Genomic DNA, 24,761 nt, shown 5'->3' with positions numbered 1-24,761 from the left:
TTAGCTTAGCAGTTTTTTAGCTAACGTAGAAATCATTTTTCCGTCTGCTTTGCCGGCCAGTTTTTTTGTTGCAGCTCCCATCACTTTTCCCATATCCTGCGGACCCGAGGCTCCCACTTCTTCGATTACTTTTTTGACTTCAGCTTCTACCTCTTCTTCAGAAAGTTGCTTTGGAAGAAAGCTTTCAATTACAGCCAATTCAGACTTTTCCGTTGCAGCTAGATCATCTCTTCCCTGCTGTTCGAAAACTTCGATGGAGTCTTTTCGCTGCTTTGCAGCTTTTGTCAAGAGCTTCATTTCTGCATCTTCAGAAAGCTCTCCACCTCCTCCTTTTTCCGTTTCAGCTAATAGAATCTGGGATTTAACTGCCCGTAGTGCTCTCAGACGGTCTTTGTCTTTGTTGAGCATCGCTTGTTTTATTTCTGATTCAATTGTGGATTTTAAACTCATAATCATTGTTTTTAAATGAACAACTTTGCGAAGAAAAACATTCTTAAGCTATGACCCAACTAAGTGTAAATATCAACAAGTTCGCAACCCTTAGAAATGCAAGGGGTGGAGACAACCCAAACGTGGTTCAGGTGGCTAAGGATTGTGAGCGTTTTGGTGCTCAGGGAATCACTGTTCACCCCCGACCGGATGAAAGACACATTACTAAACAGGATGTTTATGACTTGAAGGATGTTGTCACAACCGAGTTTAATATTGAAGGATATCCTGATGATCGGTTTATGAAAATCATTGAAGAAGTACGGCCTGCACAGGCCACCCTGGTGCCCGATCCGCCAGATGTGCTGACCTCCAATGCCGGCTGGGATACAATCAAAAATGAGAAAATGTTGTCAGAAATCATCCGTCAGATCCAAAGCTGGGGAGTGAGAACTTCCATTTTCATTGAGCCGGAAAATAAACTGATGGATGGGGCTAAGAAGTGCGGTACTGATCGAGTGGAGTTGTACACAGAGATGTATGCTTCAGCTTATCATGCTGATAAAGAAAAAGCCATTGCTGATTATGCACAGTCATCTAAACATGCGCGTGAGATTGGTTTGGGGTTAAATGCCGGCCATGATCTGGACTTAAAAAACCTTAACTTTTTAAAGCTACAAATTCCGTATCTTGAAGAAGTTTCAATTGGACATGCACTGGTTTGTGATGCCATTTATTATGGATTGGAAAACACCATCCAGATGTATTTGCGAGAGTTGAACAAATAATTTTGCTAAACATTTTAGTAAAATGCTTATTTTTGATTGATGGAAATTTCTAGCTTGATTTTTTTAGTGGTGGGTTTAGCCATTGGGGTGCCAATGGGTTGGTTGGTCTATAGAGTAAAAGGTAACCGGAACGTTCCTGAAAGTGATGAATTGAAAATTCAGCTGAAGCTCGAAATGGAGCGCTCAAAGAAACTGTCTGAAGAGCTTCAGGAAATCAACCAAGAACTCAGACGAGAACGAGAAGAAGTTATCCATCTGAACAATCAGAACGCTACCTTAAAAGCCAATTATCAAAACCTTCAAACCAGACTTGAGGAGCAAAAAGGAGAGCTGGGTCAGCTTCAGGAAAAATTCACTACTGAGTTTAAGAATCTCGCAAATGAGATTTTCGAGGAGAAGAGTAAGAAGTTTACTGATCAGAATAAAACGAATCTACACGAACTCTTAAATCCGCTTGGTCAGAAACTAACGGAGTTTGAGAAAAAGGTAGAACAGACTAATAAGGAAAGTCTGGAAAGAAGTACGGCACTTCGAGAGCAGATCATCGGATTACGTGAGCTAAACGATCGAATGACCAAAGAGGCTGAGAACCTAACCAAAGCACTCAAGGGAGACGTAAAAATGCAGGGTAATTGGGGTGAGGTTATTTTGGAGCGAATACTTGAAAAATCCGGACTTGAGAAAGACCGGGAATACTTCGTTCAGGAGACACTTCACTCTGAAGCCGGCAGAAGATTACGACCTGATGTAATCATCAAATTACCTGACAACAAAAATCTGGTCATCGACGCGAAAATGTCTCTGGTTGCGTACGAGAAATTCATGAATGAGGAGGATGAGGCTAGAAAAGAACAACATCTGAAAGATCACATCCTATCTGTAAAAGCGCATGTAAAGGGACTGGCCGAGAAGAATTATCATCAGCTATTCGATGGTGGATCGTTGGATTATGTACTGATGTTTGTCCCAATTGAATCCGCTTTTTCATTAGTAGTTCAGCATGGCGGAGAGCTTTACAATGATGCACATGAAAAGAGCATTATTATCGTTAGTCCGGCCACTTTGGTTGCCACGCTTCGAACCGTTTCCAGCATTTGGAAGCATGAATATCAAAATAGAAATGCATTGGAGATTGCCAGACAGGGTGGGGCGCTTTATGATAAATTCAAAGCGTTTGTTGATGACCTGATAGAAGTTGGGAAGTCTCTGGATAAATCAAAACAGCAGTATGGTCAGGCCATGAACAAGCTGGTCGAAGGAAAAGACAACCTCATTCGAAAAACAGAACGACTCAAAGAGCTAGGCTCCAAGACCTCAAAATCGATGGATGAAAAACTCTTACATCGTGCTGGAGCCAAAGACGATGAGGACACTCCGGAGTTGTTTTAATCGTAAGTTTGCACTTTAATTTTTTGAGATGGAATTGACTTCAGACAATAAGCTGAAAAATATCATTGTGGTAGGTGATCGTGTATTGATCAAACCTGTAAAAGAGCCCCAAAAAACTTCCAGTGGGATTTACCTTCCTCCCGGGGTTCATGAAAAAGAAAAAGTACAAAGCGGATACATCGTAAAAGCCGGTCCGGGATATCCGATACCTCATGCTGTTGAAGAGGAAGAATGGAAACCTGAGGATGAAAAAATCAAATACATCCCTTTGCAAGCTAAAGAAGGTGATTTAGCAATTTTTCTTCAGAAAGGAGCTTTCGAGGTGCAATACAATCAGGAAAAATACTTCATCGTTCCACAATCTTCCATTCTGATGTTGGAACGGGAAGAAGACTTATTCGATTAATTGTAATTTCCTGCCATTTCTTAAGAGATTATTCGGTTAATTCTTACTTTTATAAAAGATTAACCGAATGAGAAGATGCGAATCCTAATTGGCCTTCTAATTCTATGTGCAACCTACCCGTTATCTGCTCAGGACGAAAAGCCATTTCAGGTATTGGTTGCCAAATATGCCAATATTTACGGTACACCTGTAGAACCACTTCAATACGTTGATGATGTAACTTCAATCGAGATAGCTGATGGTGGATTTGTAAGCCTGGTTCATGAAGGAGGAACCACATATGAACATACTGAAACAATTTTCACCTTCTACCTAAAACCGGAAAAGTTTAAGGATCGGAGTGAGCGTCCGATGTTGGATGTCTTGTATAAAGACAGTACCGTCTTTGACCCTACTAAAATAATTACCGTATTATATCCCCCTTTTGATCGGTCGGGTTATCTGGTTTGGAATGAAAATGATCCATTTGAAGTTTATTGGCACCTGTATGATGAGCCGGTTGTCAACTATGTACTATCCGTCAGTGATAACAATGGAAACAAAATTCAGGATTTCAGAACTCAACCATCACGCTACCAACTTAAGCCAGAAACTTATGGATTGAGTGACGGAATTTTCAACTTCAAAATCAGTAGCACATTTGCCGGAGAGACTATTGAATCCAAAAATTACACGGTCAAATTAGAACCCGGGAAGGTCTATGAAAAAAAAGCTGCTGACTTAATTATTAAAGCATTGGATTTGGAACTTAGTCCGGAGCTCGCCTTACCTGTCTGGCAAGAAGCATTGGAAATGCCAAATGGAAAATTCTATAAATCGCTATTCGTAAAGTTTTTGATTCGAAATGCTGATGCACTGACGGCTAATGGCCAAGATGTGCAGCAGCTTCTTTCGCAAAATAGGTAAGGATCATATCTGCCCCCGCTCTTTTAATAGAAAGTAGCGATTCCATCATTGCCCTATCAGCATCCAACCATCCTTTTTCTCCGGCTGCTTTTATCATGGCATATTCCCCGGAAACATTGTAGGCAGCAATCGGAATGTTAAAATTTGATTTCAATCGCTGAATGATATCCAGATAAGCAAGCGCAGGTTTCACCATTAACACATCGGCCCCCTCATTGAAATCAAGCTCCGCTTCGACAATTGCTTCATCACTGTTTGCCGGGTTCATTTGGTAGGTTTTCTTGTCGCCAAATTTTGGAGCTGAGTCCAAAGCATCCCTAAACGGACCATAAAATGCCGAGGCATATTTGGCAGTGTAGCTCATGATGCCTGTATTAGTATAGCCCTGTTCGTCCAATACATTTCTCAAATAGCCGACACGAAAATCCATCATGTCCGAAGGGCCGATCATATCCACTCCCGTCTCCGCCTGAGCCAGAGCCATCTGTCCTAAGATATCGAGCGTTTCATCATTGAGGATTTTGCCGTCCTCCACGATTCCATCATGGCCATCGCTACTGTATGGATCCATGGCCACATCAGTAATGATGAGTGCCTCCGGAAACTCTTTTTTGATTTTGGTGAGCGTCTTCAGGTAGAAAAAATCAGGGTCGTAGCTTTTGGTTGCTGTCTTGTCCTTATACTTCTCTTCCACGACAGGAAATACATCAAACCCTTTAATGCCCATTTTGAGACATGCTTCGATCTCTTTCAGCATCAGATCTTCAGAAAGTCGATAAATACCAGGCATGCTTTCAACCTCCGATTTCTTTTTAGTTCCCTCCAAAAGGAACAGTGGGAAGATGAAATCATTCGTAGTAAGTGTGGTTTCCTGCGCCAGGTCTCGGATTGCAGCAGATGCTCTGTTTCTTCTTGGTCTTCTCACCAGATAGCTTCTTTTAAGTTTTTCAAAATGGTACGATCCCGCGTTATTAACGTATGCTTTTTCTTGCTATGCACTTCAGCAGAGATCAGTAAATCAAAAGGATCCCTTGTCCAAGGAATGGTAAGAGCATTATACGTTAGTTCATCAATAGAGTATGGGCTTTTTAATATACCAATCCTATTTTCCATATCATGAAGGAGCCTTATAGCAGGCTTAGTAATCTTTCCTCTTTGATTAAGGTAATGAATTTCGACTCGTGATATTGTAGAATAGAAAAGATCATTTTCCCTAATCAAGCTCAGTGTCGAATCAGAAAATTTATCAAACTCCTCTTCATGGAGCCACAAAATTGCGTGAGTATCAAGGAAAATCATTGCTTGCCATCCAAAATATCAGGTTCTATCCATTCATTGATATCCCAAACTTTAATTTCAGCAAGATCATCAGAGTCACCTTTGATAATACCCTCTTTCTTAAGGTGACTAAGTTTTGATTTTTTGGATGATAACGGCTTAAGCAAAAATTTCTCTCCTTTTCGAGAAACCTCAATAGGCTTCCCAGTCCTTTGTACTTCGTCAAAGACTTTAAAGATGTTCTTTCTAAGTTCTGTTACAGTCATCATTACAAATGTACGCTTTATATTAAAAACGTACACTATTGAATTTTGATTCGCAAAATTTTGCCATCGGTACCGCTGGCATATCCAACTTTTCCTTTCATGCTGATCGCCCAATAGTTAGCTGAATCAAGTTTGATCCAGTTTTGACCCTTATCAACGGTGTAGTCTATACCGCTCGGACCACAGATAAAGGCAAAGATTTCATTGTCAGTTTTGGTGATTGCACTTCCATAAAAAGCGCCTACAGTTTGTGGTTGGCTGGCTAGCTCCCACGTACTTCCACCATCTGTGCTAAACGCACAATTATTTGTGTATTCGTTGGGTTTTAAGAGATCTCCACCCGTAACAACCCCAGAATCACCAACGAAGGAGACGGAGGTGTTTCCGGCAGCATCACCGGTCACTAATGGAGAGTCTACTTCCTTCCATGACTGACCATAATCTTCTGTGGTTAGGAATCTGCAGTTGCCTCCGGCACCTGTTGCTATCCAGGCTTTGCCATTATCACCGGTCGTGACACAAGTGCCACTGGCTGCAAAACCACCTTCGCCTTTGCCTGCTTTGGGCATGTTGGTTGAATCCGCTCTAATCCAGGATTTTCCTCCATCCGATGTAAGTAAAATGTAAGGATAGCTATCAATTGCATCGCCATAAGCAATCCCCCTTTGATCATCCCAAAAACCGATGCAATCAAGAAAGCCTAGCGAATCTTGCATCACAAAATTTTCTTCCCATTTATCTGGTGCGGTAAAAGTGAAAATCCTGGATAGGGGGCCTGATCCTGCACACATCAAGACAGCTTTGTTTTTATTAAACCCATGCACATCTCTAAATTGAAGTGAGTCACCTGTTGGGTGATTGAAAAGCTCCCAAGTATCACCGCCATCTTGTGTTCTGACGAATGTAGCGTCATGCCCACTAATCCAGGTAGTGTTTTCGTCTACGATGCTTATGGCTTGCAACAGCGACTTTGTTGGTGATTCTATGTTTACTATTTGTGGCTTAACCTCCTTTTTAGAACAGCTCACTATTACTAAAGAGATACTTATGAGCTTTAGAAATTTCACGCGTATGCTGGTTTAGTTTGAGTGGATTTTTGAATAGCTGCTACCCATTTTTCGAAGAGTCTTTGCTCGAGTGATAATACATAGTCTGCATGATTTTTCCAGTCACCAAAGAAGTCATCCATCTGTTGGATCATTTCCTCCAGATGCCCTTGCTCTTCTACAACAATCATCCGAACACTTATTTTGCTTTCATTTTCTCGCAGTACCTCTTCATAGATAGGGTACAATTCATCAGCGCGGACTTCAATCGCATACGTCACGAGGAGATAAGCTGCATATTTGAGTTCTTTACCAGAAAAACCAAGCTCATTTTTCAGATACCTACTTATAAAAGTGTCTAGTGCGTGTAAGTATTGGGCGCTTTGTACGGGGGCCAAAAGCTCATGAGATAGGTAGGTTTTACATCCTTCGAATCCGGTTTTTTTAATCTGGCTTTTTAGATAGTAGGCATGGCGTGCCTCTTCTGCGGCATGCTTCAACACAATTTCGTTTACCAAATGATCATGTTCGGAAGCGGAGATTTTTCTGGCTCCAGTATTCTCCATCATGGAGAGGGAGTTGAGCCATTTGGCATGTAGTTTGGGAGAGGATACTATTTGTTTGATGAGTTCTTTAAGATCCATATAGCTTGTTTTGAATTGATATTCAAAGCTAGTGAAGGAGAATGATTGAACAATTTACTTTAGTGTGAAAATAAGTGACTCTATAGGGTTTTGAAGAGCACAGCGATTTGAAGATTAGGTGATTGATTGATTTTAGATTGAAGATAATCATTTTTAACTCACCCCTGAATTTCTTCAGAAATTCCTTCCCCTCTCTAATATTAGAGAGGGGTTAGGGGAGAGTTGATAGGTTTGGCTTTCGAAGGGTATTACGGAGGAGGAAGGAGAGTGGCATCAATAAAGCTCCTTATTCACAAATGGAATGAGCGCCAAAATCACTGCCTGCTCGTAATACTCCGTCCTGCCCAGTAATCCGTTAGTAAGAGAACTGACTGCTCCTCCTTTTTGCTTGGAGTTGTGCTCTTCAAACACCTGATCATTGGCATGACCCAGCTCTACACCCTTAAGCACTAATTCCCTCACTTTTGGCGGAAGGAAAAACGAACTCGTTCGGGAATGGCCCGTTTGATCGTTTGATAAAATGACCACCCAGGCAAAGGCCTCCATACCGTCTTCGGTATCTTCAATTCCTCCCTCTATGCCTACCCAGAAACTTGCTCCCGGGTATTCGTTTTTAATGTGCTTCGCTCGATTTTTGGCCCCTTGTAACGTTTCCTCATTGGTCATGGGTTGGTCGGAGACACCAGAAGGTGCTGAATAACCAATGAACTCTAATGATACCTCAGGAAATACTTGACTAAACCCGTTTTGGGTGCTATTAATTTTGACAGGATTTTTAGAAGCGACAATGATTTTCATCGACCAATTTTTCCGTCGTTATCAATGTCCTGACCCACATGCTTTTCAAGCACGTGTAAGGTGTCCATTAGCAGTTTTCGTGTGCTATCAGCTCTTTTTCAAGCATGTCTACTCGCTCTTCCAACGAAGCTGACTTTACTTTCTGATTTTCAATTTGATCTTGCTGTATTAAGTCCCAAAAAAGTCCCATGTGATTGTTATTGATGTGAAAAGTTATTTCATGTTAGTCTATTCTAACTCAACGTTAATCAAATATATAAGACCTTCTGCTTCCGCTTTACACCTCTGCATCAACCGAATATATATGGTATTAAACTCCAATAGGTTCCTTAAGTGAAAACGATATTCAGTTGAATTTTTTAGTCGTTTGATATCAGTAGGAATCTGACATCCCTCATAATCCGGGCTTGTAGAATCTACAAAGAAGCCATCAAAAAATGAGGGGTCGATGGTTTTCAATTTCAACAGCATCCACTCATTGTAAATATGTTCCATTTCATCATGGTAATCGTAGGTATTCTCATAGAGATGCACCAATACATTTTTTAAGCTATCGTTACTTAAAATGCCAACACCATTAGACTTCAGCGTTTCAAAAGCCTCATCATTTGATACGAACGCAGTAAAAACATTTGTTGCTGCAAAATCAATGCAAAGAGAATCTACAATGGGGTCATCAGATTGGAGCCAGTTGAGGATCTTTTGCTGTGCCTTTACAGACTTCTGATGTTGAGAAATATTGTAGTTGAGATCACTGATATCTTTTTCCAGCCCTATTTTGACTTGTTCAAGGATGCTTCGTTCAAATATTCTTTCTTTTCGGTTTTCATTCCAACTGTTGAGAGCGAAAGCCCCAAGGATACCAATGGTGATGACCAAAATTTCAAGTAAATACTCAGCCCATTTTTCAGAGAGGGTGGTTAAGATGCGTTTCATTCCGAAGGATTTTCCATGCTTTCTAACACTTCTTTCCAATAAGGTGTCTCAGGATCCATCTCCACTATTTCCCTGACACGCTGGATTAATCTGGTGCTGTCTCCTCGACTTTCAATTGCATAAAGTTGATTGTACCATGCTGATCTTTTCTCTTCCATCGTGTTAGCCATCGCTTCAAATTGGAGAGCAACCTGCTCCAGCTCTTCATTTCTGTTTCCTTCTTTTAAAACTTCATATAAATCGGCTTTCTCGCTCATGTGAAACTTTTCCCTAAGAGAGGAATTTGCAATGCCATTGTAAGCCTTCATCATTTGCTCTACTGTCTCATTTTCAAAGACTGATCGAAGTGTGTCTATCAATAGCTTTTTCGGTTTAGATACCCGCTTTATTTCAATAGGATTAAAGGTTAATGTAGAGCCTCCGGGCAAGCCTCTGCTGTCCGATTTTCCATAAGCGATGGAGTCAGGCATTATGGCAACCACCTCATCACCTTCCTTCAATAAAGGGTACAATTCCAGGGCACCTTTGATCAGCGTAGTTCTTCCTTGAATAAATGTGAAAACTGAATCTTCACTTGTATCCGTTGACCAAAATACTGTATCTACATCATTAAGATACAATCGCATGTAGGCCTCAACCTTTGAGCCTTCTTCGATCGGTTTTCCTTCTCCTTTTTTCAGGTAATAATATTGAAGTCCGCTTCCTGTTTGAATGGTGTCAATGGGAATTAGAGCGCTTTCATTTTTTGATTGATTTTGACTACAGCCAATAGCAATGGCAACAATGACCAGGTAGCGAAGTTTCATGTTGGTTAGGTTTAAATGAAACTTTTAATATCGCATAATTTTATGACATCTGAGTAATCAAAGGATGTCTCACAGCACAAGTTATACTGAGATTCTTCCTTGGTCAGAAGGGCATCCTAATATTAATAAGACCTTTGAAAACAGCATCAATCCTAATCTCGTAATGCAAAATCTGTATCAGCTAGTGGACTAACGGCATTCCGACCGAAAAAACGCTTTATAATTTTTCAATAATTCCGATAGAACCTTCTGATATGTCCGACGGCCTGATCGTAAATAGGGCTGCAGAATTGTTCAAAGAGAAACTGTGGCGGAGGACTTGGTGCTTCTTTTAGATTAATCTTTGCAAGCTGTTCACGGCTCAAAGCTCTTTTGTCTCCATTAAAGCTAGCCCACTCGGATAGCCACTGGTACTCACCAGGCATCTTACGTTGAAGCAACACTTTATTGGTACGGGCATCATAAATCTTCATGTCCAGCAATCCGCGCGAATCCAGATATTTAGCATATTCTGTATACTCCGCTTCGACTGTCCCGTACACATCTTTTGTTTCCCCGTCCACATCAACGGTACCAACGACTACACTGTCTTGCTTTAATTGCCGTGTAGATTCTTTGACGTAAGTCTGGCCTACCACAAAATCGTCAAACTGTAACACAATGACATGATCCGGCTGATCAAGCCCTTCATTATTCGCTTCGACCGGACTATAAAACCTCACGAATTCATTGAAACCGCCTCTCTGCACAAACTCATAAAGCTGATTTTGGAAAAATTCATGACTTAGACCTAACGATCTTGAGTGCACTGGAATTTGATCAATGACCACTTTGAGCGTAGCATAATATCTTGCCTCCTCAATTTTTTGCGGAGTGTCTTTATAATTCGGTCTTAGTTGCTGCACCCGCTGAAAGTGCCCATAGGCATCAATAGCCGCTTCCCTGGTTCCTTTTTGTAGTTCCTCGATACCTGCATCGTATCGTTCATCAGCTGCTAATACAGCTGCTTGCTCAAATTCTGAACGATAATTCTGCACATTTGGCAAAATTTCAAGACATGCCGGACATCTCCAGATTTGTTCATACATCTGATTGAGTCTGGCATAAGATGACGTAATCATATCCCACTTAAATCTATCCTGAGAAGATTTTAATCGCTTGATGCGATTTAAATTAACCTTCTGTGCCATTGGGTATGCTTTTTTCAAAGTCTCCCGAGCCTTTTTATTACCGGGACTCTTTTGAAGCCTGTTTACAGCAGTGGAAACAGATGCTTCATAATTACCTTTTTCAAACTGTTTTTTTCCGCTTGAGCAGGCACTTAAAACAAGGATCAGAAAGAGAGGTATGAGATGCTTCATGGCTCAATAAGTTTTACAATGACTAAGTCAAAGATTACGCCATTATTAATATAAATCTATGAAATTGATCATATTGTGGATGAAATGATTTCGAAGGATAGATGCAGAAGTGTGCTTTGGAATGGTAGTAATGGTGATTATTTATAATGTTGTTCTGTCAGTGCCAAACGATAAAAATTGACAGCCTTAAGATTCATACTTTTTATTCTTGCCCTTCTTGGAATTTTTATTTCAGGAGCGCTCTTTTTCAGAAAGCCATGGCTGAGAAATCGTTCTATAGCACTTTTTATCACATTATATAGTTTTCAAATTCTTGAGTTCTTGTATGCCACCAGCGAAATTCTGGAGCTATATCCCCAGTTTGTTGGGTTGTATATTTTTCCAAGTGGTCTTTTATATGGACCCGTTTTTTACTTCCATGTCCGTTCTTTTGATGCGAGTAGAGATGGCCTCAAGGCGAAACACCTACTCCACTTTATCCCTTCAATATTGATGGTGGTTCTAATGAGAGATGTGTACCTGGAGTTTGATGGAAAAGCGCGACTGGAAATACTTACAAGTGAATTTTTCCCCCGATTCCTTTACTATAATTATTCCATCGCAATACATGTAAGCATCTATGCAATCATCTGTTTCATAACCATAAGAAAATTCTTCTCTTCACTTGAGATAACCAATAAAGTTTACTTGTCTGCAGTCTTTTGTATTTACATCGCCTGTGCATTGCTTTTTTCATTTTTTGTTGAATTTGCAAATAATTGGCGGGATTTCACCCCCTACTATTTTTGCGTTTCATTGTTCTTCCTGTTTATTGGCTTCCTGCTTTACAGCAATCCAAAATTCCTCACACAACTCGGGGGAAAGTATTTGTCATCAACACTGAGTAAAGCAGAGATGGAAATAATTGTAAATCGCGTAATAAACCTGTTTGAGACAGAGAAGATTTTTTTGAATAAAGACCTTAGCTTATCTGAAGTTGCTACATCCTTGGATATACCTTCTCACAAAATTTCTCAGACACTCTCCAGGCTGCTTAATACAAATTTCAACGAATTTTTAAATGACTTTAGAATCAAGTTTTCAGTAGGTCTGCTGTCAAACCCCAAGTACGACCATTACAAGATTGAAGCCATTGCGATAGATTCCGGATTCAATAATAAAGTCACATTCTACAAGGCATTTTCCCGCGTGCACAATGAAACCCCGGCATCATTTAGAAAATCCATAAAAAGAGTAAAGGAAAATTAAAGCTTACTTCTTGGTGTGTATTTGCGCTTTTTTAACGAGCACCATCCGCTAGATTAGCCACCTACTTTTCAAAAGAGCCCCTGTTTAGCACATTAAATTAAGTGTGAATATGAAGAGGATTAAGCGGGTTCATTTTGAGTTGTATCATAAGCAGGGGATAAATACTAATTATTTATCTCCTGTCTTTTTCATAAGCAATCACACTTTCATAAAACAGTAATGAAAATCAATCGAGCTCTTCCGTTAATCATTTTATTTATTGCACATCAGGTATCATCTGCGGCCCAAGAGACCAACCTTGACAGCTTGCTCCAAGTAGCTGTGCAAGCAAATGATCCAAATAGAGTTAGTGAGCTAATAGCCGCCGGTGCAAATCCGGACATGAAGTTCAGTTCCAGCCTGCAAGCTACCCCTTTGATGTATGCCAGCGGTTTCCAAGACGGGAAAATACTGGACCTATTAATTTCTTCCGGAGCATCACTGGATGAGGTAGATACCAATGGTGATCCTGCAATCAATTGGGCCACCTATTATGGTTACGTACAAAACATGAGAAAACTGATTGATGCAGGCGCAAACCTTCAAATCAAAAGTAAGCATGGCGATGCTTTGGATGTAGCTTTTAGACTCTGGCATACGGATTCGGTCATTAATGTTTTCAGGGGCTCTGTTCTTGATCAAGAAACTGCTGCCTCCACTCGGCAACTCATGGATTTAATCAGGGAAAAAAAATATGCTAAGGTTGAATCCATTATTGGTAAAGGAACAGATCCTAATGTTGCCGATGGGCTTGGGATGTCTGCGCCACATCATGGAGTAAGATCCGGCGACTTGAAAATGGTCAATTTGCTATTAGATCTAGGAGCAAATCCTAATGCATTGAATAAAGTAGGGCAATCTCCGCTTACAATTGCAGCAAGAAGTGGAAATTCAGATATCGTAAAAGCACTCTTAAACAATGGAGCAGACGTAAACAGAGCCGGTGAAAAATACCGGTTAACAGCATTAATAGGAGCTGCAGTAGGGGGCCACACAGAAATCATTAAACAACTGGTGGATGATGGTGCGCTTATCAACCAAAAAGACATCATCAATCAATCCACCGCACTTCATTGGTCCATTTTTTATCAAAACAACGAAACAGCCAAACTTCTTATTGAGCTTGGTGCCAGCTATTCCACAAAATGCCTGGAAGATCAATATACCGCCTACACATTGACCATCGCTTCGAATAATAAAGAACTAAAAAATTATATAGAGTCTCACCGGTCCAAGGACAATGAGCTTATTGATTCATGGAAAATGGATGAAATCCATTACATCTACGAAGACACCACGTACAAAGTGGATGTCCATCAAGGCAGTTTATTGATTGATGAAAAGCGATATAGCATCATGTACAATCCTTCCTGGGCTCCCCGAGTACCTTTCAAAAATCTATCGAAACCAACTGATAGTGAAATCCTAGCCGGATTCAAAAGTATCGTTTTTAACACGGGTCCATATGAGTTAACCGATGATAACGTAATGTTGGCTTTACCAGATATTGCCAAAGTTCCCGGCTTTGAGGGAGGTAAACAGTATTATAAATATCGGATCGATGGTGATAAACTATACTTTCGAATGTATGATGAAACCTACCCAAATGGTGAGAAGCCGGAGTGGTTTGGAAAAGTGGAAGTTCAGTTTATTCTTTCAAGTGAATAGCTGAAATTGTACTAAAGGTTATTCACAAAAGCGACTGATCAATCATGTTTGAATTAAGGGCAACTAAGTGCCAAGGAAAACATAGAGTTGAAAAAAGAAAATAAAAATTAAAATACAGGCAATTGAGAGTTTGGCATTAGGTGTTTGTTTTACAAAAAGAAATAAAATTCCCAACACCAAAACAAAAGGAATCAAGAACCCAAACATATCATAGAGCCCTAAAATCTGCTCGAAAAACACTTTTTGATCAGCAATCACGATTTCACAAGATCGAGGAAGATTAAAAATTTGTGTCGTCACCACAACACCAGAAGCAGCACTTTCAACCTTAGACGCAGATCCTTTGGCTACCAAAATGCTAACACGCTCAAAGGTGATTCTATCATAAGAGTAGTAACTCGTATTGCGAGATCGCTCATAGATGTGATCTAAAGCTATAATTCTTTGCTCATCCACTTTCTTAGGAAGTAGCCAATCAGTCAGTAGCAACACATTAAAAATGAACAGTGGGATAATGAAGAACCTGCACACACTGTTAAACTTTTTTACTAATTGAAGCTGATATAAAGCCTTTTCATAAGCAGCTCTTTTCTGTTGTTCACGAGCGGCCTTTCTCCACTTTTCGTAAGCAGATTCTTGAGTTTGGGCATAATGAGTCTGATGAGCCGACGGTGCAGTATGATGGTCCTTCTCTGAACGATAATCCAACAAATAATCGTAAGCCTTATCTATTTCAATGAATTTCTCCGTGGCATTCGGATCTTTTGATAAATCCGGATGGTACTTTTTTGAAAGCTTTCGATAGGCTTTCTTTATTTCAGTCTTGGAAGCACCTGCTTTCAATCCAAGCTTTGCCAGATAATGTTCTTTCATCCTATTGCTGCATCCATCCAAATAATTCCATCAGCCAGGCAACACCTAAGTGAATGAATATCCCTCCCCAGATATTTCGGCTATTGAAAGCAATAATCCCGAGGATATAACCTCCAAAAATTGAGCTTATCGTTTCTCCCATGGGTTTGCCAAAATGCAAAAAAGCATAGGTCACGACCATCGGCAAAACGGCATACCCTCCTAGCGTGCGATGAAAAGCAAAAATCAGAAACCCTCTAAATATCAATTCTACTGAAATGAAATTGCTGCCATAACACAGTTCATAAAATGCTACCAGCCAGCCTTCCGCAACATTTGGATTTGCATGCAAGTATAATTTTGCTCCGGAGGCTTTGTATCTCGGATAAAAATCCTGGATATCTCCTATAAACGATCCTATTCCAATGAATACAGCTGCAATGCCAAGCAAAATCAGGTACGGTTTAGGATCAAATTTTCTCCAACTCATTCCGTAAAAGTTCCTCAGCTCATCTTTCTCAAGAAATGGATACAGAATCATCATGGGAATAACCACCAGAATGAGACTAGATGCCCAATGCACGCACCGAATCACAAAGTGATACTCAAGTTTAGGCAGTGCCTTGAACCATTCATCAAATCCATAAAATGATCGGTCCAGTGCGAGCAATCCAAAACCGATTATGAACTTCACCCAGTAGCTTTTACTCGTCAGCCATGCTTGTTTCTTCCCGAAGGCATAAAGAATAAGGCATACAATAAAAAATGGGCTCCCATGAAACAGGAACATCCATAGCCATTTGATTGGCTGTCCGGTATAAGAATCGATTACTCCATCCTCAAAATCAAAACGATAATTTAATGCGATGCAAATGGTAGTAAATACCAAAATGGTCCCGTATAGTTTCCAATCAAAATGCGATCGTTGATATTCTTTGAGGTAGCGAAGAACTTGCTTCATTGAGACGGTTTATAAAAATGAAATCCTAAATTAGATATTCAAAACCAAAGCGAAAGCCCTTATGTGCTTAATCACATTTGCCTATAAAGCCCACCCTAAATACAAACTGATATTAGCCGCTAATAGGGACGAATTCTATGCACGACCAACAGCTATTGCTCATTGGTGGATTGACCACCCTGAAATTTTAGGAGGAAGAGACCTTGAGGCCAAGGGAACATGGATGGCGATAAATAAAAATGGTCGGTTCGCTGCTGTTACCAATTACCGCGACATTCAAAACATAAAAGCTGATGCTCAGTCCAGAGGAGACCTGCCGGTAAATTACCTCCTCGGTAAAGAAAAGCCCTCCACCTATTCCAGAAAGGTGCTGAACGAAGGGAATAAATACAATGGATTTAATCTTCTTACCATGGATCATGAGCTTGCGCATGTAAGTAACTATGACAAAGGCGTCAACCTTTTAGACCCGGGAATTTATGGCCTTAGCAATGCGCTATTGGATACTCCATGGCCTAAAGTTGAACGAGCCAAACGAAGCTTCGGCACCCTTATCAAGCAACCCTTTCGAATGGAGCAAATGATTGAAATGATGCAGGACACACAAACTGCACCTGACGATCAACTTCCTGAAACAGGTCTGGATTATGAAAGAGAAAAAGCCATTTCTGCAATGTGTATACAAACCCCCGATTATGGAACCTGCTGCACCACTGCATTAACCATAGATTATGACGGCAATGTCAAGTTCATGGAAAAAAGCTATCCGGTAGGCAATCGAAAAGAAGGGGCGGTATCGTTTGAATTTAGAATTGATTAGGAATGACTGCCGAGCACTTTAGCAAACTAGAACGAATGTACCTTTCAGCGAATGTTAACACTCAGCTTTTTGATACCACCACCGTACATATCACGCAAGGGAAGGCTGAAATTGGGCTTACTGTGGTCGCCAAATATTTTCACGCACTTGGAGCCATGCATGGTTCGGTATATTTCAAGCTACTGGATGATGCGGCTTTTTTTGCGGTAAATTCCGTGGTAGAAGATGCTTTTGTCTTGACAAAATCTTTTGAAATCCACTTCAAACGACCTGTTACTGACGGTCAAATTCTGGCCAAAGGAGAACTACTAATTGAGGATAATGGCTCCTATACTGCCAAATCAGAATTACTAAATGAAGCAGGAAAAGTAGTGGGTTATGGTCAGGGTATTTTTGTGAAAAGTAAGGTGAAATTATCTCCTGAAATTGGATATAAATGAAAGGAATAAAAAAATACTTCGGCCCCAGCACACTCGTAACTGCCGCATTTATTGGTCCTGGGACATTAACTGTATGCACGCTTAGTGGTGCCAACTTTGGGTATACGTTGCTTTGGGTACTGCTCTTCGCGACCATATCTACCATCATCTTACAGGAAATGACAGCCAGATTGGGATTGATCACCCAGAAGGGTCTTGGGGAAGCCATTCGGTCTCAAATTGAAAGCCCGGTAGCTAAAACATTCGCAATTGCCCTGGTTTTCACTGCCATTATTATTGGAAATGCCGCTTATGAGGCTGGAAATATTTCGGGAGCTGTTCTTGGCATATCGGGAATTTTTGGAGAAACTATTCCATGGGCATTGATCATCGGAGCAATCTCATTTGGCATTTTGTACATTGGAAAAGTGAAGATTATAGAGCAAATTCTTATTGCACTTGTGATCTTAATGAGCCTGGTTTTCTTAATCACAGCTGTGATGGTTCAGCCGGATTTTTCAGCCATTCTCAAAGGGGTTTTCGTCCCTTCTCTAACCGAGAAGAATCAATTGGCTATTCTAGGACTTATAGGAACCACCATTGTTCCGTACAACCTGTTTTTACATGCTTCTTCCGTCAGCCAAAAATGGACATCTGCAGATGACCTCAAAGATTTACAAATAGAAAATGGTATTGCAATTGGATTGGGAGGACTCATATCGATGGCTATTGTGATTACCAGTGCCGCTACCATTTTTGGAAAGGGAGTGAGTGGAATCAATGAGATGGCTATGCAGCTTGAACCGCTGCTAGGGAGCTGGGCCAAGTATTTTTTAGCGCTCGGACTTTTTGCAGCAGGTATTTCTTCAGCCATTACTGCCCCACTGGCTGCTGCCTATACTGCTAAGGGTATTTTCGGTTGGGATACCAGTTTTAAGAGTGGTAAGTTCCGAGTGATATGGATGTTTATTCTTGGTGTCGGAACACTTTTCTCACTGCTTGGATACAAACCAATTGAGGTCATTCAGGTGGCCCAGGTTGCGAATGGCATTCTTTTACCGGTCATTGTATTTTTCCTGATTTATCTCTGCAATAAAAAGGCATTACTCAGTTCATACATTAACAAAACCTGGCAAAATGGGCTGGCACTTTTAGTGATAGCCGTCAGTTTGGTCGTTAGCTTCCGAAGCTTGAACAGTGTGTTTGAGTTTATTTAGTATCAAACTGTATGTCACCCTGAACTCGTTTTTAGTGTCCATCAAGCTTATTTTTTTCCCGAATATGATGAAGATGCTGAAACAAGTTCAGCATGACCTTCACTTTTTTTAAATTGAAGCATGCTAACTATCGACCTAAACGCAGACCTGGGAGAACATCCCGGAACAAATCTGGATGAGCAAATCATGCCTTACATCTCTTCGTGTAATATCGCTTGCGGAGGACACATTGGGGATGAGCAGTCTGTACGACAAACAATCAGATTAGCATTACAACATAAAGTGGCAATTGGTGCACATCCCTCTTATCCGGACCGTGAAAACTTTGGAAGAAAAATTCTTCAAATACAACCAAGCGAGCTTGCTGAAAGCATTTCTCAACAGATTGAACTTGTAAATCGTATCTGCGAGGAAGAGGACGCAAATCTCCATCACATCAAACCTCATGGTGCATTGTATAATCATGCTGCGGCTGATACGTTCATCTCTGAATTGGTATTGGAAGTATTGAAAGAAACAGCACCAGGTATTTACTGGATGGGACTAGCCAATTCAATCACAGAAAGTGTAGCAAACAAACACAATCATCCTTTCATCGCAGAGGGTTTTGCGGATCGTAAATATGAGTCCGATGGGTCACTACGCTCACGCGCATTGGAAGGAGCGGTATTAAAGAAGCAACAGGTAATAGAACAAGTTGAGCAGCTCGCACTTCATCATAGAGTCATGGCAGACAATTGGCTTGAGATTAATGTCCAATCCATCTGCTTGCACAGTGATACAGAAGGAGCCGTAACTTTAGCCAAAGAAATTAACAATCACCTTGTCAACAAAGGAGTCCAAATCGCTGCAGTTTAACGAAGTTTCCTGGAAGGCATCTTACCTGGGAGAACAGGTGATATTATTGGAATGCCCCAAAGACACACCCATTGAAATTATCCACCGCAGTGTCCGTATTATTGAAGCGGAACTTCAGAATGGACTAAAAGATATTGTTCCGGCATATCACTCAATTGCCATATTTGGTGAATGCTCCATTGAAGATTTACAGGAAAGGTTGTCTGGAAAATCAAGTAAAGCAACTCATGAGAAACAATTCCGGAAGACCATCAAATTACCCATTTGCTATGAATTAGGTCTGGATTTGGATCGAGTGTCAAAACATACCGGCCTATCTGTAGAAGACATCATTGACATGCACCTAAAAGGCACTTATCGGTCCGTATTTATTGGATTCACACCCGGCTTTATATATGCTGACGGACTGAATCCTCAGATAGCATGTCCCCGGTTGGAGAATCCAAGACAAAAAATTCCGAATGGTTCTGTGGGCATTGCAGGCAATCAAACAGGTATTTATTCATTAGCCAGTCCGGGTGGATGGAACATCATCGGCCGAACGCCAAAAAAAATATTTGATGTTTCAAATGACCCGCCCATGTTAATCGATGTTGGAATGAGCTACAAGTTTTTTCGAATCACGAAAGAGGAGTTTGAGGCATGGGAAAAATAAGAATTACTAAAACAGGCCCTCTGACATCCATTCAAGACTTTGGCAGGTTTGGATTTCGAAGATATGGTATACCTCAGTCAGGAGCGATGGATAAAGAATTCATGATCGTCGCAAATCAACTAGCCGGTAATCCCAATGAGTTTCCTGTAATTGAATTTGCCATGAGTGGTATTGAATGCGAAGTGTTGGAAGATACATTCATCGCAACTGTAGGTGCAGATTTAATGGTGAACGATGAACGGTCAAAACCTAACCGACAGCTTAGAAAAGGAGATCAGGTAAAAATATCGGCCCCTGAGTACATGTATGGATACCTCGCATTAAGTGGGCTGCTATCCGCCAAACAAGACTTTGGAAGTTTTTCTACATATCAGCGTGCGGGATTTGGAGGAATAGAAGGTAGAAATATTCGCAAAGGAGATATGGTGACAACCAGCAAACATTCACCCATTTATAAAAATGGGGCTATCCCTAACCGTGGTGATTCAGGAGTAACAGAAATAAGAATCATGAAAGGGCCGGAATGGGAATTATTAAAAGAATTGCCAGCGTCAAAAGTTTTCCAAATAGATGCCTCAAGTGACAGGATGGGCGTTCGACTCAAAGGAGCAAACCTTGAGTGCGATTATCATGAGATTGCCTCATCTGCAGTGATCCCCGGTACCATTCAGTTACCACCTGATGGTCAACCGATCATTTTAATGAATGACTGCCAAACAACCGGTGGATATCCGCGAATTGGCAAAGTTGTTGATGAAGATTTGAGTAGAATTGCCCAAATCAGGGTTGGCAAGGAAGTAATTGTTAAAATGAAAGATGATTAGTTCAACGGATCGCCTAATTTCGAAAGCATGAAAATTCTGAGGGTGCTGTTTTTGTTCTGGTCTGTTAGTTCATTCTCTCAAACCCCTTGTGAAGATGGCAAAGCAGGAAGTTATGATTGTTTAGGAATCGATCTGCAATCCAGAGTTTCGGTTCTTGATTTGGGCGCAGAAGAATTGGATGGACGCTGGTTAAATGATATTTGGGGCTGGGTAGATCCAGAGACGAATCGAGAATATGCGCTGGTAGGAATGACCAATGGCACCTCATTTGTTAATATCTCCGATCCGGCCAACCCGGTTGTGTTGGGCGTCCTCATTGAGCACAATTCTCAAAACAGTTCGGCCAATCAAACCTTGCATGATGGAGCAAAGTCTGTTTGGCGTGACATCAAAGTATACCAAAACCACGCGTACATTGTGAGCGAAGATCCCGGTCATGGCTTGCAGGTGTTTGATCTGACTGAACTTAGAGATGTTGCTAGCCCATCAAAGGATAATCAATTCGCAGAAGCAGGACACTATGCCGGAATTGGAAAGGCACACAACATTGTGATCAATGAAGAAACAGGATTTGCTTACGCAGTTGGATTTAATACTAATGACGGAAGCACCTGCTCTGTCGGAGGTTTGCATATCATAGACCTATCGGATCCTAAAAACCCCACTTTTGCCGGCTGCTTTGATGATGATGGGTATACGCATGATGCCCAATGTGTGATTTATCAGGGACCCGATCCGGATCATCAGGGAAAAGAAATTTGCTTCAATTCCAATGAGGAAGATGTTGTAGTAGTAGACGTCACTAATAAAAACGACATCACACTTATTTCTAAAAACGGATATGAAGGGGCTCGATATGTGCATCAGGGCTGGCTCACACCGGATCATCGATATTTTTTATCGAATGATGAGCTTGACGAGGTTCAGCTTTCCCAAAAAACACGAACCTTCATCTGGGATATGGAAGACCTGGATGCTCCTAAATTCCTCGGCTATTATGAGCATGAGGACAATGCAATAGACCACAACCTGTATACATTGAATCAGTATGTATTTGAAGCCAATTATACGAAAGGATTGCGGGTACTGGATACTGCAGGCATTAGCAATGGTACACTAAAAGAAGTGGCTTATTTTGATACTTACGTATCTAATGATGCCACGACATTTGATGGTGCATGGAGCAATTATCCTTATTTCCCTTCCGGGAATATTGTGATCTGCGATATCACCAATGGGCTTTTTGTGTTGAAAATGCAATCGGTTTTTATTTCTGAGCAACCACAAGATGTAACAGCCTGTGTGGGTGAACACCTGGACATCCCTTTAGTGGCCTTTGGTGATGATCTATCCTATCAGTGGCAAATTAATGACGGGTCTGGATTTAAAAATATTGAGAATTTTGAACGATATAAAAACACTCAAACCACAACAATGCACGCCCATACATTGGAGCTATCTCAAAGTGGAAATCAATATAGATGCGTGGTTACTAAGGGTATGGATGAAGTAATCTCTCACCCAATAACACTTACAGTTATCGATAGCCCAAGAGCTGACTTCAGCTATAATATCACCAGCATTACCGGTGACATCACGTTTGAGAATAACTCTATAAATGCTGAAGAATTCGTCTGGAATTTTGGAGATGGTATGTTTTCATCAGTGGAAAACCCATCGCATTCATTTGCCGGAGATGGTATATTTGATGTGATGCTTATTGCATCAAACGAGTGCACAAGTGATACCACTATTCAGAGCCTGGAGCTGGTGGTTGCCGGCTTAGAGGAAGCACGTTTTGACACCTATCCTTCAGTAGTTAGAGAAAGCCTGACGATTGAAAGTCAACACTATGGATCTTTTGAAGTGCAGATTTATTCGATGCAGGGCAAACGGGTTCTATTCAAAAGCATTCAAAATAATCGCGCGCAACTTTCTATGAGCAATTTTCCCGAAGGGATGTATGTGTTGAATATAAAGGCTGGTAATACGTTGATTTCCAGAAAGTTTCTTGTAAGTCGATAAATACTGACAATTAGTTTCATCAACTAATCAAAAGCCTACACTTTCCAGTCGAATGACTCTTAAATGGCACTAAAAATTCCATTCTAGCTCTTCAGCATTCTTTTATTTCTGACAATCCTAATTGCAGCGCTTGATTTTGGTTTCATATCCTTTAGCCAATCAGCTTTTGAAACAGCCATAAATCCAAGATTTCATTGTGATTCATCGACAGTCTCTGAGCAAGAGATATGAAATTCTATTGAATAATTCGGGATAAATGAAATCCTACAAATCCAAAACATTCACCTTCTACGTAGGTTGACTAAGAACCCAAAAAATAAATTATTTTATGAAAAAATTGTATTATTTCTTTAGTCTAATAATTACCAGTGCTTTCTTGATAAGCTGTGGTGATGACGATGGTGTTACAGCCCCACTTCCAACGGGCAACACAACGGTATATGTTTTAGGAGAGTTGGATGTTGATGGTATTAGCGGTACAGCAGAGTTTGTTGAAAACGATGACAACTCGGTGACTGTGAACCTATCATTGAACGGAACGCCTGATGGTGGAACACACCCGGCACACATTCATTTCAATACAGCAGCAGAGGGCGGAGGCATTGCGGTCTCACTAGGAGCGGTAGATGGAACCACTGGTGAAAGTTCTGTTACATTTTCCACATTGGACGATGGAACATCGATCACTTACAATGAACTGTTAAATTTTGATGGATATATTAATGTGCACCTAAGTGCGGAAGAACTTGGAACGATCGTGGCACAAGGCGATATCGGTCAAAATGAACTGACCGGAACAAGTAAAGTCTTTGATCTTGAAGAACGAGCGGTTGCAGGAATCAGTGGTACAGTTACATTCAGTGAGCGTGTAAACGGCGAAGCATTAGCCGTAATTAGTCTGATGAACACACCAGATGGTGGATCACACCCTGCGCATATTCACATGAATACTGCTGCAGAAGGTGGAGGCATTGCCTATACATTTACCCCGGTAGATGGAACATCAGGAATGAGCAAATCGAATATTGCTTCCCTTGATGATGGTGCTGCTTTCGGTTACGATGATATTCTTGAGTATGATGGATACATCAATGTACACCTGAGTGCGGAAGAACTTGGAACGATCGTGGCACAAGGCGATATCGGTCAAAATGAACTGACCGGAACAAGTAAAGTCTATGACCTGGAAGAACGAGCAGTTGCAGGAATCAGTGGTACAGTTACATTCAGTGAGCGTGTAAATGGCGAAGCATTAGCCGTAATTAGTCTGATGAACACACCAGATGGCGGATCACACCCTGCGCATATTCACATGAATACTGCTGCAGAAGGTGGTGGTATTGCCTATACATTTACGCCGGTTGATGGAACATCAGGAATGAGTAAATCGAATCTTGCTGCCCTTGATGACGGAACATCTTTCGGTTACGATGATATCCTTGAATATGATGGATACATCAACGTACACCTGAGTGTAGACGAGCTTGCTACTATTGTAGCGCAAGGTGATATCGGTCAAAATGAATTGACCGGTGAGTCTATGACGTACACACTTAATGAAAAAGATGTAGCAGGGATCAGCGGTGACGTTGTTTTCTCTGAAAGAGTAAACGGCGAAGCGCTTGCTGTAATAACATTGACAGGAACTCCTGAAGGTGGCTCACATCCGGCACACATTCACATGAACAGCGCTGCAGAAGGTGGAGCCATTGCATATACTTTCACTCCGGTAGATGGAACCACCGGCATCAGCATGTCAAATATTGCAGCCTTGGATGATGAATCAGCCTTTGGATATTCTGACATCCTTGGATATGATGGATACATCAATGTGCACTTGAGCGCAGACGAACTTGCAACTATTGTAGCGCAAGGCGACATAGGTTCAAACGTCAATTAATTAGCATTAATAACAAGATTTAAAAGGGGTACCCAAACGGTACCTCTTTTTTTCTTACAATCTAGTCGCCCTACAACTTTGAGTGGTGGGACGACTTTCATGGTTGTTGGTGTTCTGTCAGCCACGATTCATGCCCTCACGAAACGAAAGCGATATTGGCTTGTGAAGACAGAAACCACGGCGGGGAGAGAATTGATTCCATCTTTCGGAAAGTTTGAAACT

27 protein-coding genes are annotated in these 24,761 nt (G+C 41.1%); 14 read left to right on the top strand and 13 right to left on the bottom strand.

The annotated features are described in order from the left end of the window. Complete coding sequence (locus ACQK2H_RS02285; protein WP_425389859.1) at nt 1-450, bottom strand: GatB/YqeY domain-containing protein; 450 nt, start codon at nt 448-450, stop codon at nt 1-3. 50 nt (nt 451-500) lie between these two features. Between ACQK2H_RS02285 and ACQK2H_RS02280 the strand changes: the two genes are divergently transcribed. The 4 genes from ACQK2H_RS02280 to ACQK2H_RS02265 all read left to right on the top strand — a co-directional run bounded on the left by ACQK2H_RS02280 (nt 501) and on the right by ACQK2H_RS02265 (nt 3,918). Further along, nucleotides 501-1,217: a pyridoxine 5'-phosphate synthase gene (locus ACQK2H_RS02280; RefSeq protein ID WP_425389858.1), complete on the top strand. Its 717-nt coding sequence runs from the start codon at nt 501-503 to the stop codon at nt 1,215-1,217. Nucleotides 1,218-1,256: 39 nt separating this feature from the next. Next, nucleotides 1,257-2,606, top strand: a complete 1,350-nt coding sequence (rmuC, locus tag ACQK2H_RS02275; RefSeq protein ID WP_425389857.1) for a DNA recombination protein RmuC — start codon at nt 1,257-1,259, stop codon at nt 2,604-2,606. Between the two features lie 28 nt (nt 2,607-2,634). Next, nucleotides 2,635-3,012: a co-chaperone GroES gene (locus ACQK2H_RS02270; protein WP_425389856.1), complete on the top strand. Its 378-nt coding sequence runs from the start codon at nt 2,635-2,637 to the stop codon at nt 3,010-3,012. A 75-nt stretch (nt 3,013-3,087) separates the two neighbouring features. Continuing rightward, entirely contained in the window at nt 3,088-3,918 is an 831-nt protein-coding gene (locus tag ACQK2H_RS02265; RefSeq protein ID WP_425389855.1) for a hypothetical protein, read from the top strand. Here the strand turns inward: ACQK2H_RS02265 and hemB are convergent. The 10 genes from hemB to ACQK2H_RS02215 form a co-directional block, all read right to left on the bottom strand. After that, a complete protein-coding gene (gene hemB, locus ACQK2H_RS02260) occupies nt 3,875-4,846 on the bottom strand; it encodes a porphobilinogen synthase (protein ID WP_425393119.1) in 972 nt (323 codons plus the stop codon). The two genes, ACQK2H_RS02265 and hemB, sit on opposite strands and share 44 nt — an antisense overlap. Further along, complete coding sequence (locus ACQK2H_RS02255) at nt 4,840-5,217, bottom strand: type II toxin-antitoxin system VapC family toxin (RefSeq protein WP_425389854.1); 378 nt, start codon at nt 5,215-5,217, stop codon at nt 4,840-4,842. Before ACQK2H_RS02255 ends, hemB begins: the two co-directional genes overlap by 7 nt. After that, the gene (locus ACQK2H_RS02250; RefSeq protein WP_425389853.1) at nt 5,214-5,462 is read right to left on the bottom strand and encodes a type II toxin-antitoxin system prevent-host-death family antitoxin; all 249 of its coding nucleotides are present in this window, start codon (nt 5,460-5,462) and stop codon (nt 5,214-5,216) included. Before ACQK2H_RS02250 ends, ACQK2H_RS02255 begins: the two co-directional genes overlap by 4 nt. 35 nt (nt 5,463-5,497) lie before the next feature. Further along, nucleotides 5,498-6,529: a WD40/YVTN/BNR-like repeat-containing protein gene (locus ACQK2H_RS02245; protein ID WP_425389852.1), complete on the bottom strand. Its 1,032-nt coding sequence runs from the start codon at nt 6,527-6,529 to the stop codon at nt 5,498-5,500. Next, on the bottom strand, nt 6,526-7,152 hold the full coding sequence (locus ACQK2H_RS02240) for a hypothetical protein (protein ID WP_425389851.1): 627 nt from the start codon (nt 7,150-7,152) through the stop codon (nt 6,526-6,528). The genes ACQK2H_RS02245 and ACQK2H_RS02240 overlap by 4 nt, the downstream gene beginning before the upstream one ends. A 273-nt stretch (nt 7,153-7,425) precedes the next feature. Then, nucleotides 7,426-7,950 (bottom strand): inosine/xanthosine triphosphatase, encoded by a 525-nt coding sequence (gene yjjX, locus ACQK2H_RS02235; protein WP_425389850.1) that lies wholly within the window; start codon nt 7,948-7,950, stop codon nt 7,426-7,428. A gap of 67 nt (nt 7,951-8,017) precedes the next feature. Beyond that, a complete protein-coding gene (locus tag ACQK2H_RS02230; RefSeq protein ID WP_425389849.1) occupies nt 8,018-8,140 on the bottom strand; it encodes a hypothetical protein in 123 nt (40 codons plus the stop codon). Nucleotides 8,141-8,178: 38 nt separating this feature from the next. Continuing rightward, complete coding sequence (locus ACQK2H_RS02225) at nt 8,179-8,886, bottom strand: DUF6090 family protein (RefSeq protein WP_425389848.1); 708 nt, start codon at nt 8,884-8,886, stop codon at nt 8,179-8,181. Beyond that, nucleotides 8,883-9,692: an FKBP-type peptidyl-prolyl cis-trans isomerase gene (locus tag ACQK2H_RS02220; protein WP_425389847.1), complete on the bottom strand. Its 810-nt coding sequence runs from the start codon at nt 9,690-9,692 to the stop codon at nt 8,883-8,885. The genes ACQK2H_RS02225 and ACQK2H_RS02220 overlap by 4 nt, the downstream gene beginning before the upstream one ends. A gap of 227 nt (nt 9,693-9,919) precedes the next feature. Continuing rightward, the gene (locus ACQK2H_RS02215) at nt 9,920-11,053 is read right to left on the bottom strand and encodes a hypothetical protein (protein WP_425389846.1); all 1,134 of its coding nucleotides are present in this window, start codon (nt 11,051-11,053) and stop codon (nt 9,920-9,922) included. Between the two features lie 177 nt (nt 11,054-11,230). Here ACQK2H_RS02215 and ACQK2H_RS02210 point away from each other — a divergent pair, with 177 nt between their 5' ends. Next, nucleotides 11,231-12,301, top strand: coding sequence for a helix-turn-helix domain-containing protein (locus ACQK2H_RS02210; RefSeq protein WP_425389845.1), 1,071 nt, complete (start codon nt 11,231-11,233; stop codon nt 12,299-12,301). A gap of 219 nt (nt 12,302-12,520) precedes the next feature. Further along, nucleotides 12,521-14,008, top strand: a complete 1,488-nt coding sequence (locus tag ACQK2H_RS02205) for an ankyrin repeat domain-containing protein (protein WP_425389844.1) — start codon at nt 12,521-12,523, stop codon at nt 14,006-14,008. A gap of 63 nt (nt 14,009-14,071) precedes the next feature. Here the strand turns inward: ACQK2H_RS02205 and ACQK2H_RS02200 are convergent, their stop codons facing one another. Both ACQK2H_RS02200 and ACQK2H_RS02195 read right to left on the bottom strand, forming a co-directional pair. Then, the gene (locus ACQK2H_RS02200; RefSeq protein ID WP_425389843.1) at nt 14,072-14,881 is read right to left on the bottom strand and encodes a J domain-containing protein; all 810 of its coding nucleotides are present in this window, start codon (nt 14,879-14,881) and stop codon (nt 14,072-14,074) included. Nucleotide 14,882: 1 nt separating this feature from the next. Continuing rightward, the gene (locus ACQK2H_RS02195) at nt 14,883-15,821 is read right to left on the bottom strand and encodes a CPBP family intramembrane glutamic endopeptidase (RefSeq protein ID WP_425389842.1); all 939 of its coding nucleotides are present in this window, start codon (nt 15,819-15,821) and stop codon (nt 14,883-14,885) included. 61 nt (nt 15,822-15,882) lie between these two features. Here ACQK2H_RS02195 and ACQK2H_RS02190 point away from each other — a divergent pair, with 61 nt between their 5' ends. The 8 genes from ACQK2H_RS02190 to ACQK2H_RS02155 all read left to right on the top strand — a co-directional run bounded on the left by ACQK2H_RS02190 (nt 15,883) and on the right by ACQK2H_RS02155 (nt 24,539). Continuing rightward, nucleotides 15,883-16,641 carry an NRDE family protein gene (locus ACQK2H_RS02190; RefSeq protein WP_425389841.1) on the top strand — a complete coding sequence of 253 codons (759 nt, stop codon included), beginning with the start codon at nt 15,883-15,885 and terminating at the stop codon, nt 16,639-16,641. 2 nt (nt 16,642-16,643) lie between these two features. Then, a complete protein-coding gene (locus ACQK2H_RS02185; RefSeq protein WP_425389840.1) occupies nt 16,644-17,081 on the top strand; it encodes a PaaI family thioesterase in 438 nt (145 codons plus the stop codon). After that, entirely contained in the window at nt 17,078-18,277 is a 1,200-nt protein-coding gene (locus tag ACQK2H_RS02180; RefSeq protein WP_425389839.1) for an Nramp family divalent metal transporter, read from the top strand. Before ACQK2H_RS02185 ends, ACQK2H_RS02180 begins: the two co-directional genes overlap by 4 nt. A 120-nt stretch (nt 18,278-18,397) precedes the next feature. Beyond that, nucleotides 18,398-19,135 carry a 5-oxoprolinase subunit PxpA gene (gene pxpA, locus ACQK2H_RS02175; RefSeq protein ID WP_425389838.1) on the top strand — a complete coding sequence of 246 codons (738 nt, stop codon included), beginning with the start codon at nt 18,398-18,400 and terminating at the stop codon, nt 19,133-19,135. After that, nucleotides 19,101-19,790, top strand: a complete 690-nt coding sequence (gene pxpB, locus ACQK2H_RS02170) for a 5-oxoprolinase subunit PxpB (protein ID WP_425389837.1) — start codon at nt 19,101-19,103, stop codon at nt 19,788-19,790. The genes pxpA and pxpB overlap by 35 nt, the downstream gene beginning before the upstream one ends. Then, complete coding sequence (locus ACQK2H_RS02165; protein WP_425389836.1) at nt 19,778-20,614, top strand: biotin-dependent carboxyltransferase family protein; 837 nt, start codon at nt 19,778-19,780, stop codon at nt 20,612-20,614. The genes pxpB and ACQK2H_RS02165 overlap by 13 nt, the downstream gene beginning before the upstream one ends. 27 nt (nt 20,615-20,641) lie before the next feature. After that, nucleotides 20,642-22,639: a choice-of-anchor B family protein gene (locus ACQK2H_RS02160; RefSeq protein WP_425389835.1), complete on the top strand. Its 1,998-nt coding sequence runs from the start codon at nt 20,642-20,644 to the stop codon at nt 22,637-22,639. Nucleotides 22,640-22,967: 328 nt separating this feature from the next. Next, nucleotides 22,968-24,539 carry a CHRD domain-containing protein gene (locus ACQK2H_RS02155; protein ID WP_425389834.1) on the top strand — a complete coding sequence of 524 codons (1,572 nt, stop codon included), beginning with the start codon at nt 22,968-22,970 and terminating at the stop codon, nt 24,537-24,539. The last annotated feature ends 222 nt before the right edge of the window (nt 24,540-24,761 follow it).

It is taken from the genome of Ekhidna sp. (assembly GCF_965228795.1).
Lineage (GTDB): Bacteria > Bacteroidota > Bacteroidia > Cytophagales > Cyclobacteriaceae > Ekhidna.
The sequence above is the reverse complement of the archived record's forward strand: the minus strand, read 5'-3'. Positions and strand labels throughout refer to the sequence as shown.

Bases quoted from the DNA above. Each gene is read 5' to 3' on its own strand.
- ACQK2H_RS02285 (WP_425389859.1), bottom strand. From the start codon at position 450: ATGAGTTTAAAATCCACAATTGAATCAGAAATAAAACAAGCGATGCTC.
- ACQK2H_RS02280 (WP_425389858.1), top strand. From the start codon at position 501: ATGACCCAACTAAGTGTAAATATCAACAAGTTCGCAACCCTTAGAAAT.
- rmuC (WP_425389857.1), top strand. From the start codon at position 1,257: ATGGAAATTTCTAGCTTGATTTTTTTAGTGGTGGGTTTAGCCATTGGG.
- ACQK2H_RS02270 (WP_425389856.1), top strand. From the start codon at position 2,635: ATGGAATTGACTTCAGACAATAAGCTGAAAAATATCATTGTGGTAGGT.
- ACQK2H_RS02265 (WP_425389855.1), top strand. From the start codon at position 3,088: ATGCGAATCCTAATTGGCCTTCTAATTCTATGTGCAACCTACCCGTTA.
- ACQK2H_RS02255 (WP_425389854.1), bottom strand. From the start codon at position 5,217: ATGATTTTCCTTGATACTCACGCAATTTTGTGGCTCCATGAAGAGGAG.
- ACQK2H_RS02250 (WP_425389853.1), bottom strand. From the start codon at position 5,462: ATGACTGTAACAGAACTTAGAAAGAACATCTTTAAAGTCTTTGACGAA.
- ACQK2H_RS02240 (WP_425389851.1), bottom strand. From the start codon at position 7,152: ATGGATCTTAAAGAACTCATCAAACAAATAGTATCCTCTCCCAAACTA.
- yjjX (WP_425389850.1), bottom strand. From the start codon at position 7,950: ATGAAAATCATTGTCGCTTCTAAAAATCCTGTCAAAATTAATAGCACC.
- ACQK2H_RS02230 (WP_425389849.1), bottom strand. From the start codon at position 8,140: ATGGGACTTTTTTGGGACTTAATACAGCAAGATCAAATTGAAAATCAG.
- ACQK2H_RS02225 (WP_425389848.1), bottom strand. From the start codon at position 8,886: ATGAAACGCATCTTAACCACCCTCTCTGAAAAATGGGCTGAGTATTTA.
- ACQK2H_RS02220 (WP_425389847.1), bottom strand. From the start codon at position 9,692: ATGAAACTTCGCTACCTGGTCATTGTTGCCATTGCTATTGGCTGTAGT.
- ACQK2H_RS02215 (WP_425389846.1), bottom strand. From the start codon at position 11,053: ATGAAGCATCTCATACCTCTCTTTCTGATCCTTGTTTTAAGTGCCTGC.
- ACQK2H_RS02205 (WP_425389844.1), top strand. From the start codon at position 12,521: ATGAAAATCAATCGAGCTCTTCCGTTAATCATTTTATTTATTGCACAT.
- ACQK2H_RS02200 (WP_425389843.1), bottom strand. From the start codon at position 14,881: ATGAAAGAACATTATCTGGCAAAGCTTGGATTGAAAGCAGGTGCTTCC.
- ACQK2H_RS02195 (WP_425389842.1), bottom strand. From the start codon at position 15,821: ATGAAGCAAGTTCTTCGCTACCTCAAAGAATATCAACGATCGCATTTT.
- ACQK2H_RS02190 (WP_425389841.1), top strand. From the start codon at position 15,883: ATGTGCTTAATCACATTTGCCTATAAAGCCCACCCTAAATACAAACTG.
- ACQK2H_RS02185 (WP_425389840.1), top strand. From the start codon at position 16,644: ATGACTGCCGAGCACTTTAGCAAACTAGAACGAATGTACCTTTCAGCG.
- ACQK2H_RS02180 (WP_425389839.1), top strand. From the start codon at position 17,078: ATGAAAGGAATAAAAAAATACTTCGGCCCCAGCACACTCGTAACTGCC.
- pxpA (WP_425389838.1), top strand. From the start codon at position 18,398: ATGCTAACTATCGACCTAAACGCAGACCTGGGAGAACATCCCGGAACA.
- ACQK2H_RS02165 (WP_425389836.1), top strand. From the start codon at position 19,778: ATGGGAAAAATAAGAATTACTAAAACAGGCCCTCTGACATCCATTCAA.
- ACQK2H_RS02160 (WP_425389835.1), top strand. From the start codon at position 20,642: ATGAAAATTCTGAGGGTGCTGTTTTTGTTCTGGTCTGTTAGTTCATTC.
- ACQK2H_RS02155 (WP_425389834.1), top strand. From the start codon at position 22,968: ATGAAAAAATTGTATTATTTCTTTAGTCTAATAATTACCAGTGCTTTC.